The following is a 12,434-nucleotide window of genomic DNA, read 5'->3' as shown; positions in this document are numbered from 1 at the left end:
ACCATGTCTGATAAAAGAATCAAAGCACTGGCGATAAAAGTTCATCCCAAAACAGAGCCGAATGGCGTCGAATTTGCCTGGGATAAAATTCCCCAGCTGGAAGTATTTACCAAAAACATCCTGATCCCTGAAATTGCTGTTGATCAGGATGGTAATTCTGCTGTTAATATCGGAACGATTGTATCGGGTATACCTTCTGTATTTGCCCGTGCTAATTTATTCAAAAATGCGATCGATAACATCCGTGATAAAGATGCTGAAGCATCGGGTTTAATGTTATTCTATAAGTCGCTCATAAGCGAATGGAAGGGGCTGATCAGCTGTATAGCCTTAAACTATAAAGATATAGAAGTTAATAGGATTCATCTATCTTATTCAGATGGCCAGCATTTAAATACAACTGCAAACCTATACGAGCCTACCGGTGCATTTGGCAACATGCTGTTTGAGCGTAAACCTTTGTGGTGTGATCAGTCATTGGCCAATAATGCCGACAGGATACCCTTTATCGACGTCATTTCGTTTAAAGGTCATGTTATCGGCGGAACCTCTCCTGATAGTTTTGTTTTTACTTCGGTATCGTATCAGATCAGGGAGAAATTCCCTTTTATCAATTTTCAGAATGGAAAATTTATCGATCCTTTACAGTCGGAGATTAATCCGCAGGAACTCTCTACACTTTATGGATATGCCGGACACATTTTAGATAACATTGAAAGGTTCAGGTTAAATTATGCTGGTGTAGACGAGCTGATCAGGCCGGAGTATGGTAATATTTCGACCTGTATCCAGACTTGGATGAACGATATGGTTATTTATCAGCAGACAAAAGGTTATCCTAAACTCGATAAATCTACCCCGCCTGAAGTTGGTTCCCTATTCAATTATCCTTTTAGCCTTCTTTTTAACTACTCTACCGCATTATTCGGTTCGGAAGGAGTGATCTACAATGAATCGAAAGAAGGAAGTATTTTATTTGATCCGAAAGATTTACTGCTTCCGGATACGACTGAAATTGCTCAGATTGATTTTGGAAGGGATGGCATGGAAACCCGGAATTACCTGAAATCAAAACCAATATTGCTCCTGTCGGCCGAAACCAAAGGGCAGCTGAATAATTATGCCTATTTTACGCTACCCTTAACCCCCCTGGCATTAAATGTTTTTGGTGCCACACTTGATGCATTGGTGGGTATTTCGGAATCATCGAACGTAAAATCGCGGATTACCGCCATTTACGATCCGGCAGATAAAGATGGCGAACGCCTGATCGTTCAGTTAAAGTTATATACCGAAACCGGAAACGAGATTGTTAAAGAAGTCATTTATAAGATAACATCCGAATCGATCAGCGGCAAGGATATTTTGATGTGGCCTAATTTTATTTCCAAACAGTGGAACCGATACTTCCTGTATTCTGAAATACCGCATAATGATGCCAAGTTTCAGGCTACGCCATTTATCGGAAATGTAAACGACGATTTTTTCAGGATTGTATTGGATGAAAATGGTATTCCTTTATACCTGGCCAATAATGGAAAAGCGGCTGTAATCTCCGAAAAATACGGCAACATCAAAGCGCAGTTACATATTGCATCAAACAATGCGGTAGCCGACAATAAATATAAATACGAAATATACGAAAGCAATAAACCTTTTAAAGGCGTAAAATTTGCACATGCTGGAGTTGATTGTGGTTTTGGTATTATCCGTTACGATGGATCGGGCAATACGCAGGCTTTACCAGTAAATATGTTAAGTGCGCCAAGGGCATTATCCCCAGCCTTTTTGGGTGTCGATTTTGGCAGTACAAATTCGTCTATTGCTTATTTTTCCGATCAGCGGAACGAGGTTTGCGAGAACCTGAAACTCACCAATAAAAGGGTCTCATTATTGTCTACAGACAGTAAAAACAATGACGAACGTCCAGCCGTTGAAGATGAAATTTTCTTTTTCCAAAACGACGAAATCCTCACCAATTCCATCAAATCAGTATTAACTATCCACGATCCCAGAAGAGTGGTGAATGATAGCAACATCCAGGTTAACTCTTTAATGGCCCAGGCCGTAAAAGGTGGTTTCCCCTGTTTTGAGAAGAACCTGCCCATTGAAAATGCAGAAAACAACCGCTACATTTTAGGGTATAACCGGATTGGCCGGGCAGAGCTGGTGTACAATATGAAATGGTCAACCCAACAGATCGACAAGAGTTATAAGACCGCTTATCTCAGTACTTTACTCCTTCATGTGTATGCACAGTTGTTTATTGAAGGACATGAGCCGCATACCTTAAAATGGTCGTATCCTTCATCAATGGGAAAAGAATTATTAAGTGAATACAGGGGGATATGGGATTCGCTTAAAGAAATATCGCCGGTTGAAAGCCAGGTGAAATTAAAAACCTTCCCTCCTTCCGATCTTTCTGATATTGGCGATACATCGGGCAACAGCAGCTGGGGCACTCCGGTAGCGCAATCAGGTGGATGGGGTGGCCAGGCTTCGGCATCTGCGACGACAACATCGGCATGGGGTTCAACAGGTACCGGAAATAGCGCCTGGGGAGAACAAGCCAAGGCAGAAGTTGCAACAGGATGGGGCAACGAAGCTAAAAAAACACTTACGGCGGTTGATATCAAAACGGAAACCGGTCCGTTAAGGTTCGATTTCAAAAAATTAAGCAACGAAGAGTCGTTGTCAGAAGCCTGCGCTGTAGCCAACTACCTGGTACGTCCTAATGGTGGTTACTCCATTAATCCCGGAGAACTGGTGCTTTGTTTCGACATTGGTGGCAGTACAACCGACATTACGGCGCTGTGCCAGATGGAAGGCGGAAAGGCCATGATCAAACAGAACTCCATCCGTTTTGCGGCCGAACGTGTGGCACAGGCAACCAAATTTTCGCCAAATTTTAAAAACGTACTGCTCAGGATTTGTGAAAAGAAAAAAATATCGATCCAAGGGCTAAATTCCGGCACACCTAAATTTAACGAAAATACCGCACCCTATTATTTCGAACAGGTAGTCGACCGTTTGGAAGCTTCAGATTTTGAAACTTTTTATCTCTTAATCGCCGCCGAATGTAAGGAAATGATGAGTATTAACCTCTACGTTACCGGCCTGATTATGTTTTATGCAGGTCAGCTGGCCTATAAACTGCGGAATGAAATTGTCAAATCAGAAGATGCACCACCTGCCGTTAAAGCCATTCCACCGAAAATAAAAATAGCGTTTGCAGGTAAAGGCGCAAGAATATTCGACTGGTTTACCGCTGTAAATCCGGCAGCAGCAGATGATTACTATACCCAAATGTTTATCAGGGGAATGGGTGGAGAAGCGGTGGCTAAACAAACCATTAGCCCCATCACCACAAGCCCTTTAAAAATAATCGATATCAATTCGCAACGCGGAACAGATAATGCGGATGTTAAATACGAAGTATCAAAAGGCTTGGCCATCCCAACCAACATTACCAGCATTCTGGTGCCTACCAACAAACAGGCCATTGAGATATTAGGCGAAGATAATTTCTGTGTGGTTACGCCCAATGGCGAATTTAAATACCTGGAATCAACCAATTCCATTACGCCCGAAATGCTGGAACACATTGGCAATCATTTTATCTGTTTGCCACAGGAAGGCAAAGCACATTGTCCGAGGTTTATGGATTTTGCCGATCTGTTTTACAAGGTCTCATCCAGCATGTTCGGTTTAAAAATGAATGCAACAGATTTTATGGCTGGCTTTCAGGATATGAACATCGAGAACTATATCAAAGGAGAACCAGATTTTATCAAAGCACAAAAGCGGAAACACGATGATCAGAAAGATTTCGATTATGTAGCGCCGATCATCATTCTCGAAGGGATGAAATTCTTTGAAAAACATTTGCTTAAAGGTATTCAAAAATAATAATGATGGGATTTTGTGTGTTGGCAAAAATATCAAAGCGGACGGTTACTTTCTGGTATCAATCAGATAGTAACCCTTATGCCCCATTAAAAATGAGGGAATCAAACGAGGTTCCCCTATACTTTTATGTAAATGGCAATGATTTTATTTTTGGTGCTGCAGCAAGGGAGCGCTTTTACAAAAACGATCCTTACGCTTATGGCAACTATTTCGAAATTGTAAAAGATCCGGCTAAACATTTCAGTATATATGGCAATAAAAAACCGGTTAAGCAGCTATTTTATTATGGTATTGAACAATACTTATCGTATTTTCTAAACACAGTATTATACAAATCAGATTCTATCGAATCGTACAGACAGCAGTTCCCTTTGCGCTTTTTATTTGATGATGATATTGAAGACAAGGAGAAATCGCTGATTGAAAACCTGTTTCAGGAGGCTGGTTATTTTAATGTAGACCGTATCGGATATCACCATACCCTTTTTAGTATTCTGGCCCAAAATCAGGTTTTGCCAAACAATAAGGCCATTTTATTTATGAATGGCATTGATGATGTACTTTATTTAAAACTTTACAAAAATAATAAGGACGAAGTACTTGGATCGGCCAGACTGGTAGGTCAGGGTGCCGACCCCAGGGTCAAGATCCTGGCCGATATGATTGTAGAATATATCATTCTGCAAAACTCGTATCTGTCTGTTAATAAAGATGCCGAAATCGCTTTCCTGCTTCCCTTCTGTGCCGATTTGCTTCAAAACATCAGTCCGATTATTAAGGGCGAGGCCGAACTATCTGACGGAAACCGGTATTGGTTTAACGTACGGGAAAGAAATCTGAACGACAGGCTACAATATTATGCCAATGACGGGATGATTTTTACAGCAATAGACGATCTGCTGAAGACAAACAATTTGCAGGCAGATGGTGTGATGATTCTCCTTGGATCAGAAGAAATCAGCACGGCCTATTTTTCCGATAAACTGCTAAAAAAGTATCATCATGTTATGGCGTTGCAGCCTGTTGAGGTTAAAGAAACTATGATGGCTATTTTTCAGGAAATTGCCAGTGCCGGTTACAAAGTTGAAGCAAAAGTACCAACTGCGCCTCCGGTATTGGTTCGTCCCCCGCTCCCTACGCCAAAATTGCCACCACCATTACCGCCAAAGAAGGCAATCGATATTCCAAAACCCATAAACATCCCCAGGTTGCCCCAGATAAAAGCAAACCCAACTACTAAAAACAATCCGGTAAAACCACCGCCTTTACCTCCAAAAAAGAATTAAGGCATATCACACTAAAAAATTTAACAAAATGGCAATACAAATAGAAAAAAGAAGGCCGGTTTCCCTGATCGGGGAAGAACCTGGCTTAAAACACATTATAGCAGGCCTGGGCTGGGATGCCGCTGTTGTAAACGGACATTCGGTAGACCTGGACCTTTCCGTATTTATGCTGGGCGAAAACGGTAAACTACTTGCTGATGAATACTTTGTTTTTTATAACAATGATACCAGCCCTGATGGTTCTACCCACTACCCTGGCGATAGCAGGGGTGGCGAAGGCGATGGAGATGATGAGGTAATCCACATCGATTTATCCAGAATAAATCCGAAAGTGGAGTTCCTTTATTTTGCCGTAACTATTGATCAAAGTGAAGAAAGAGGACACCATTTTGGCCACGTTCAAAACTCCTATATCAATATCAGGAACCGTGCTGATCAATCGGTTTTGTGCCAGTATTTACTTAAAGAGGAATTTACAAATGAAGATTCCATCATGATTGCTTCCATTTCCAGAAACGGGGGGACGTGGAATGTTGAGGCCCTTGGCCAGGCCTTTTCGGGCGGTTTAAATACACTAATAGCATTATATCAATCATGAGCAGTTTTAATTTAAATAAGGGAGACAGGTTCTCTCTTTCGAAAGCAGCACCAGGACTAACCATTGTAAAAATAGGAATGGGCTGGAATCCTAACGAAGAACCGGGCGGTCCCGAGTTCGATCTTGATGTTTCGGCATTTTCGATCGGAGGTGATTTCAAGATCCCTTCTGATTCGTACTTTACCTTTTACGGACAGATCAGAATGGGTAATAAAATTGAGGATAAAGTAGAAAAAGGTCTCTTTAGGCCATTTACGGAAGACGGTGCCATTATCGGCGCCATTGATGATCCGGACGGGAGCAGAAGCGACGGCGACGATGATGAAGATATGTTTATTGATTTATCAAAAGTTAGCCCTAAAGTGGAGCAGATTATTATTTGCTGCACCATCTGTAAATACCCTAACGACAATAAAAAAGACAGAAGAACCCTAGACCTGAATTTTGGAAAAGTGAACGATTGCTACATCAGGATTGTGGATGAAAGCAACGGTTCGGAAATCCTGCGTTACGATCTTAAAGACCAGTATACGAATGAAGATGCCGTAGAATTTGGGCGTTTGTTCCGTGTTGGCGAAAGCTGGGAGTTTGAAGCGATGGGCAGGGCACATACGGGCAGTTTGCAAACTTTAGTTGATATGTATACTTAAAAAATAGATTTATGGCATTTGATTTGAATAAAAACGATGGTGCTAAAACAGCGCCATCCAAATTTGATCTCTCAAAGGGAGAGATCGAAAAACCCGGTGGCAGATCAAGGGGATGGTTGGTCGGCTTATTCGGAGTACTGGTTATTGGTGGTGGCATCTGGTATTATGCAACAGGCGAAGATCCTGCAGCAAAAGTATCTTCAGTTGTTGCGCCGGGAACCTCAACAAAAGAAAAAGTGAGCACGATGGATACCATTGCTGTTGCACGCGTAAAATCACAGGCAATAAAAGAAGATTCAATCAGTAAAACCAGTCTGAATACCGCTTCTGACAAGTTACCAATCAAAGCATTCAGCGCTTTGAACCATAGCATACCGGTAACCTTTGTTCAAGGTTCTGCATCTTTTGCAAACACTAATAAAACTTTAATCAAACGTATTGTCGCTTATATGGCCAAAAACCCAGAATCATCCATCCATATTGATGGTTATGCCAGCAGCGATGGCCCTGTAGCCTTAAACCTGCAGCTATCGCAGGCAAGGGCCGATGCCTTTAAAAATCATTTGAGCGCATTCAATATCGAAGCAAGCCGGATAACGGCCACCGGAAAAGGCATCGAAAACCCGGTTGCCTCCAATAAAACCGCCAGTGGAAGAAAAAAGAACAGGCGTGTTGAAATTACGTTTTTATAAATAAAGCATCTAAAAAAAATCTCGTGGCAAAAAGAAGAACCAGAAAAACAAAGCAAAGAGGTTTTAAAGAAATTTTAATCCTGTTAGGGATGCTTTTTAGCGGCATCCTCTTTATCATCAAAATCATTTTCGGGCGCATAGGTTGGGTGGAAGTTTTTGCCCCTGTGGTTATCGTATTTATGATCCTTTTCCTCCTCTCGGTATTAAAAACAGCAGTGAGAAAAGCTTAGCTCCAAAAAATAAGAACCCTGCGCTAACCACATATAATCGCGATTTAGTGCAGGGTTTAATCATTCAACTTGTGGGGCGTTCTACTTAATTAAATATACCCTGCTTTTGTAAACAGCATCGAGCTGCTACTTCGTTAAAACATGCTTCATCACCCGCCATTCCCATGGGGCAATCGCAGTGCTATCCTGCCATAAACCTTTTTTATTTTTCCTGGCGATCATTTCCAATTGAGCATACAGCGGATCGCTGGAGTACTTTTTAAAATGCCAGGCCATACCCTGTTTAATCATTTCCTGATTGATTACCTGTTTTTTATCGTTAATCACAACCGCGATCAATCTTTTATAGCGGTCGTATTTTTGGCCCTGAACCGTAACGATCCGTCCAAAGCATAAATCAGACAAGGCTTGTTTGGCTTTGGCACCAAAAGGCTGGTGCCTGCGTTTCTCGGGGCAATCTATATGCGCCAAACGGATTTTAACAGGATGGTTCTGATACAATACTTCCATGGTGTCGCCATCTAAAATGCGGATCACTTTGGCAGTAAAAACCAGATTGCTATAATTGATGCCTTTGTTTCCAGCTGGCTGGATGAAGCAGGACTGCAGCGTAAGCAGCAACAGCAGCAGGCTTACTTTTCCCAGCCGCATAACGTTTTGCCGTCTTTTTTGGCTTTTTCTATATCCACTTTTACAATTTTGTACGTACAATTACTTAAACCGCGACAATTTGAGCTATTGTGGTATTTCTTAGCGCCAGGGCTGTTGCAGATGTATACAGTGGTACTTTCTTTGCAGTTAATATTTGCGAAGAAGAAGATGAGCAAGGAGAGGGTTTTCATCATTTAATAAACTTTTATATTATCTTGGTAAATTTTTGTTTTTCTATAAATTGAAAGGATTAGTCCAATCGCCACCAACACATCTATTATATTCCAGAGGTATCGACCGAATGCGATTTTAAATATAGGCTGAAACAAAACAGCCAACGCAGTGTAAATAATAGCGACGTTAAGATGGCCTTTACTGTATGTCCGATATGCTAAAATTCCAAATCCCATCATTACTAAAAACCCAATCAGTTGATAGTAACCATAAGGCATATTTTCAAGGCAAATTAATAAGAGTAATGCTAGAAAGAGCTTTATTTTATTTTCCACTGAAAATTAATTTTAAGTATAGTTCTTTGTTAAAATCAGGCTGACTTCTCAAATTCAAGGATTTCATTTGTCAATCTGTCTTTTAACTTTAGATAATTATCAGTTAATTCAAGTATTATATACTCTATTCTATTATCCAACAAATCAATATCGATTTCATGCTTACTCCTGTATCCCCATTCTCCCTTATTGAATTGATTATTTTTGAGGTAAAGTAAGGAATTTCCCTTTACCGAGCCATTATGGAAATAATACTCAGTATTATCTACCGCTCCCTTCTGCATCCAAAAGATGCCAGATATTTTTTTATCAGATTCAATAGGTATATCAGGATTCTGGGTATTGATATTAGTTGTTATATATTGAGATTTTTGATTTGACTTTAGCTTATTTAGCTCTTCATCATACCATTTTTTTACTGCTATTTTAGCAAGATTTACCTGTTTTTGGGAAATGTCGTGGAGGAGACTTTCATTTGCTTTTATCTCTGCATCAAGTTTAGTTTTATTGATTAATAACCGGGTTTCACTTTTGAGTTTAGTTATTTTGTCTATTTCTTCCAAAAGATTATTTATCTCTGAGTTTTTATCTGAAATAATTCTCTTTTGCTCAATAAAAACCTCGTACTCCATTCTGTCTAAAATTTCATCATAAGGCCCTCTTGGTATCATGAGTTTAACCATTAAAGGAAGTATTTCGAGCGAAATAAAAAGCAAGGTTATCACCCAATGGAATACACCAAGATCATACAACGCTCCAATCCGCATTTCTGCTCCATCGAATTTTTGTATGATTCCCTTTTCATATAATTTTTCAATAGATAATCCATCTTGGCTATTCATTAATTCATCATTCAATTTTATAATATTGGAATTTAATGAATCTACTAATTTGCTATAACGAAAGGATTTATTCTCCCATTCTTTTGCTTTTGGTCCATACCTTTTTATTCCTGTTAAGCCTTTTCCATTTTTTTCAGCGACTGCCTTTGCATAAGCATCGTCTCTTAATGATGTATTTAATACTATCTGTTCTTTCGTATTTGCAATCTGATTTTTAAGTGGGGTAGTTGTTTGGTTATTCAGCCCAATTTGTTGACTAAGAATTTTCTCTTCAATTTTTTGGGTAATTTCTTTTTCAAAGAATTTCATTTCTAAAGGCGTTGATATTACAATCCCTATAAACAAGGCGAGAATAAACCTTGGGTATGCTTTTTGCAATTCATTCTTTAAAACTCCTGTTTTACGAATAGTAGATACGATATTTCTATCTATTGTAAAAATAATTATACCCCATAAAATACCACATAATATGTATTGCCAATGAATATCAAAAGATAATTCATTGGTGTTTTTCTTTGCAAAGGCATAAGCGATAAAGAAAGTTGACGATATAACCGATAGGATTGATACAAAAAATACCGCCATTCCCATTCCGACAAATTTTCCTTTTTCAATAGGACATTCTGAGAGGACTTGTTTTTTTGCGCCACTACACCAGATGAAAAAATCTCCAATAATCATAATATATGTTTTATTTGATCTAATATTTGCGATATCCTATGAATCTTGGGATTCTCCTGAATAAGCTTTTCTGATGTCTGAGAAATCTTATTAGTATCGATATTGATTGATAGATCAAGTTTAAAGCCTTGAAAGTTCAGCCTATCGACACTATAGTATTGTTGAATTTCCGGAGTAGGTACTATTAAGGACTCTATGATTGGGGTTGGAAAGACCTTAATCTCCAAATGTGACTGCGTTTGCCCGTAATACCCTGTAGCTGTAAGCTTGAATTTTTGATTTTTAGCGGGCTTAGTTTTTATCGAACCCTCTGATTGTAACTGACCTAAGTTGGGATCAATTTCAACTGTATGTGCATTTTCTACTTCCCAACTCAGTTCTACATCCAAACTATCAATAATTGCATTTTTATCGGCTCTAAAGAATAGGATTTTTGGCGGTTGTTGTATTGCAAATAGGGCAGATTTCCAGTCGCTGTAAGAAGTTCTGGCAACGGGGTTTTTGTACCCGAAATTTATCGTGTGGGCTAGTTTTTCTCTAATAAGCTGTGGTACTGCTGAGTTGAGCCAAGGTAAATATTGATCGTAAATGGCTTCGTTTGCTTTTTGAAAATAGGACGCACTTTTATTAATATTGGGCCACTGATTTTGAGGAGAAAAATACTGCTTTGCTACCCTAGGAGATAGTTCCGTTAAGAAGAATAATGGATGGAACGTGGTCATTAGATAATGAATGCCAACAGCGACAGACCATCTATCAGAATAAATATCAACTTTTATTTTATCCCCTCGTTGTATATTTGTTTGTTGCTCCCATATCTCAGGTGCAACCCAATCGTTTGCGGCCCCCCAAGTTGATGGCTCGTCATCTGGGTTTTCGGTTATAACCCCACTGTCAAAATCAATTATGGCAACTTGTCCAAATGTTAAGTTTATAAATAGCGCCTCCGGCTTTAAATCTGCGTGTATAAATCTAAAATCTTCCAATACTTTAAATGCTGAAACCAATTGATAGGCTATTTGTATTTTTTTTTCAATTGGAAAGTTTTGATATTGAAACAAATATGATGGATTTTGCAAGAAATGCTGGAACTCGGTAAAACCAAGGCTTAGAAGGTTGTCGGCCATAAATCCAGAGATCTGATTCCCATTAATGGCTCCCTTAAAACTGTATTGCGGTAGCCCAGCGAAAGCGGGATAAGCCTCTATAATGTCTTGACTTTTTTGTGCTAAGAGTATCTGGTTTTCATTGTTGACTTTTTTCTGAAGCTTTTGTGTAGTTTTGAAGCTGTGCTCTTCAGAGCCTTTTAGATTGTCTTTGAAAATCTTTACAACCAATTTTTTAGCTGCAGGAATTCCATTAATAGAAATGCAGTGATAAACTTCTCCAAATCCACCAATGGCAAACGGCTTGTCTTCGATTTCAATTGAATTTACAAGATCAAACTCTGTCCTGATACCACTTGATAATCCGCTGTTAACTATTACCTTCTTCATTTATTGGGTGCTTTTCAGCTGTTTCTCATAAATCGATTGATGATATTCTATTGTATTTTCTGAAATTATAATACCAATGGTCGTATCATCATGCATGATAGCTTTTTCTTTTAATTCACTTAGATATTGAATTAAAACATATTCAAGACCTTTGGCTTTCGCATCCTTGGGATTTCTGCCAAGAAAATTGGAAAGTTGCGAATAAAGAATTGGCATGGTTTCTTCTGCTTTAATCCATATCGTATTATTTGAGTCCTTGCCAATTGGCACAGCATCATTACTGAATATACCATCTGTGGTGGCTAAAATTATTTCGCCAGGTGGGAATTGATTTTTGTTTAAAATCAAGATAGTTGGTAGGTACTGTCTATCCGATATTGATAGATAACGATATAAGGCGGCTTTCCCGTCCTGTTCAATCGTATGTGGATTTAATAAGTTTACTGAATTCCATGGCAGATAGAAGTTTTTGCCAAATGTATTGAACCTGCCATCTACATGCCATATAGATCCATTGCCAGAATATGCAATAAGATATGTATTGTCACAATCGAGGATACAAATAAGAGTCGTACCTAATGAGGAATTTTTGTCAATCGTATTAAAATCAAACTCATCACTATTTTTGGCAAATTCCATTAAAGATACTTTGACATCTTTATATAGTATTTCAAGATTTAGCTCTTCAATTGTTCGTACTTGTTCTATTAGTTCTTTTAATTTACTAGAACAAAATTTAGCAGCAATCTCTGATTTGAAGTGAGAACCAATGCCATCAGCAATAATTACACCAGAAATACCAATTATTTTATTCTCAACTAGTAGGCAATAATCTTGATTTATGCTATTTTTGTTCGTATCAGTTGCGCATGCTATTAGCTTTCCCATAT

General features: G+C 38.9%; 12 protein-coding genes. 6 read left to right on the top strand and 6 right to left on the bottom strand.

Annotation, left to right across the window (positions count from 1 at the left end; translation table 11 throughout):
* Nucleotides 1-3 precede the first annotated feature (3 nt).
* From ACK1I8_RS17925 to ACK1I8_RS17900, 6 genes are all read left to right on the top strand, one after another.
* The gene (locus ACK1I8_RS17925; protein ID WP_412466660.1) at nt 4-3,909 is read left to right on the top strand and encodes a hypothetical protein; all 3,906 of its coding nucleotides are present in this window, start codon (nt 4-6) and stop codon (nt 3,907-3,909) included.
* 92 nt (nt 3,910-4,001) lie between these two features.
* Nucleotides 4,002-5,195, top strand: coding sequence for a hypothetical protein (locus ACK1I8_RS17920; RefSeq protein ID WP_412466659.1), 1,194 nt, complete (start codon nt 4,002-4,004; stop codon nt 5,193-5,195).
* A gap of 28 nt (nt 5,196-5,223) precedes the next feature.
* The gene (locus tag ACK1I8_RS17915; RefSeq protein ID WP_412466658.1) at nt 5,224-5,793 is read left to right on the top strand and encodes a TerD family protein; all 570 of its coding nucleotides are present in this window, start codon (nt 5,224-5,226) and stop codon (nt 5,791-5,793) included.
* Nucleotides 5,790-6,443 (top strand): TerD family protein, encoded by a 654-nt coding sequence (locus ACK1I8_RS17910; protein ID WP_412466657.1) that lies wholly within the window; start codon nt 5,790-5,792, stop codon nt 6,441-6,443. The genes ACK1I8_RS17915 and ACK1I8_RS17910 overlap by 4 nt, the downstream gene beginning before the upstream one ends.
* An 11-nt stretch (nt 6,444-6,454) precedes the next feature.
* A complete protein-coding gene (locus tag ACK1I8_RS17905) occupies nt 6,455-7,135 on the top strand; it encodes an OmpA family protein (RefSeq protein ID WP_412466656.1) in 681 nt (226 codons plus the stop codon).
* Between the two features lie 23 nt (nt 7,136-7,158).
* The gene (locus ACK1I8_RS17900) at nt 7,159-7,365 is read left to right on the top strand and encodes a hypothetical protein (protein ID WP_412466655.1); all 207 of its coding nucleotides are present in this window, start codon (nt 7,159-7,161) and stop codon (nt 7,363-7,365) included.
* 126 nt (nt 7,366-7,491) lie between these two features.
* Here the strand turns inward: ACK1I8_RS17900 and ACK1I8_RS17895 are convergent, their stop codons facing one another.
* The 6 genes from ACK1I8_RS17895 to ACK1I8_RS17870 are packed head-to-tail and all read right to left on the bottom strand — an operon-like array spanning nt 7,492 to nt 12,432.
* The gene (locus tag ACK1I8_RS17895) at nt 7,492-8,016 is read right to left on the bottom strand and encodes a thermonuclease family protein (protein ID WP_412466654.1); all 525 of its coding nucleotides are present in this window, start codon (nt 8,014-8,016) and stop codon (nt 7,492-7,494) included.
* Nucleotides 7,998-8,210: a hypothetical protein gene (locus ACK1I8_RS17890; protein ID WP_412466653.1), complete on the bottom strand. Its 213-nt coding sequence runs from the start codon at nt 8,208-8,210 to the stop codon at nt 7,998-8,000. Before ACK1I8_RS17890 ends, ACK1I8_RS17895 begins: the two co-directional genes overlap by 19 nt.
* Entirely contained in the window at nt 8,211-8,525 is a 315-nt protein-coding gene (locus tag ACK1I8_RS17885) for a DUF6804 family protein (protein ID WP_412466652.1), read from the bottom strand.
* A gap of 35 nt (nt 8,526-8,560) precedes the next feature.
* Nucleotides 8,561-10,048, bottom strand: coding sequence for a DUF4407 domain-containing protein (locus tag ACK1I8_RS17880; RefSeq protein WP_412466651.1), 1,488 nt, complete (start codon nt 10,046-10,048; stop codon nt 8,561-8,563).
* Nucleotides 10,045-11,544: a protein kinase domain-containing protein gene (locus ACK1I8_RS17875; RefSeq protein WP_412466650.1), complete on the bottom strand. Its 1,500-nt coding sequence runs from the start codon at nt 11,542-11,544 to the stop codon at nt 10,045-10,047. Before ACK1I8_RS17875 ends, ACK1I8_RS17880 begins: the two co-directional genes overlap by 4 nt.
* A complete protein-coding gene (locus ACK1I8_RS17870; protein ID WP_412466649.1) occupies nt 11,545-12,432 on the bottom strand; it encodes a protein phosphatase 2C domain-containing protein in 888 nt (295 codons plus the stop codon). It abuts the gene before it with no gap.
* Nucleotides 12,433-12,434 lie beyond the last annotated feature (2 nt).

This window comes from Pedobacter sp. KLB.chiD, from assembly GCF_047040275.1.
In the GTDB taxonomy this organism is placed as follows: domain Bacteria; phylum Bacteroidota; class Bacteroidia; order Sphingobacteriales; family Sphingobacteriaceae; genus Pedobacter.
Note: the sequence above shows the minus strand (reverse complement) of the source record. Positions and strands in the feature narration are given on the sequence as shown.

Coding starts and splice junctions, on each gene's coding strand:
- ACK1I8_RS17925 (WP_412466660.1), top strand. CDS start 4: ATGTCTGATAAAAGAATCAAAGCACTGGCGATAAAAGTTCATCCCAAA.
- ACK1I8_RS17920 (WP_412466659.1), top strand. CDS start 4,002: ATGAGGGAATCAAACGAGGTTCCCCTATACTTTTATGTAAATGGCAAT.
- ACK1I8_RS17915 (WP_412466658.1), top strand. CDS start 5,224: ATGGCAATACAAATAGAAAAAAGAAGGCCGGTTTCCCTGATCGGGGAA.
- ACK1I8_RS17910 (WP_412466657.1), top strand. CDS start 5,790: ATGAGCAGTTTTAATTTAAATAAGGGAGACAGGTTCTCTCTTTCGAAA.
- ACK1I8_RS17905 (WP_412466656.1), top strand. CDS start 6,455: ATGGCATTTGATTTGAATAAAAACGATGGTGCTAAAACAGCGCCATCC.
- ACK1I8_RS17895 (WP_412466654.1), bottom strand. CDS start 8,016: ATGCGGCTGGGAAAAGTAAGCCTGCTGCTGTTGCTGCTTACGCTGCAG.
- ACK1I8_RS17890 (WP_412466653.1), bottom strand. CDS start 8,210: ATGATGAAAACCCTCTCCTTGCTCATCTTCTTCTTCGCAAATATTAAC.
- ACK1I8_RS17880 (WP_412466651.1), bottom strand. CDS start 10,048: ATGATTATTGGAGATTTTTTCATCTGGTGTAGTGGCGCAAAAAAACAA.
- ACK1I8_RS17875 (WP_412466650.1), bottom strand. CDS start 11,544: ATGAAGAAGGTAATAGTTAACAGCGGATTATCAAGTGGTATCAGGACA.
- ACK1I8_RS17870 (WP_412466649.1), bottom strand. CDS start 12,432: ATGGGAAAGCTAATAGCATGCGCAACTGATACGAACAAAAATAGCATA.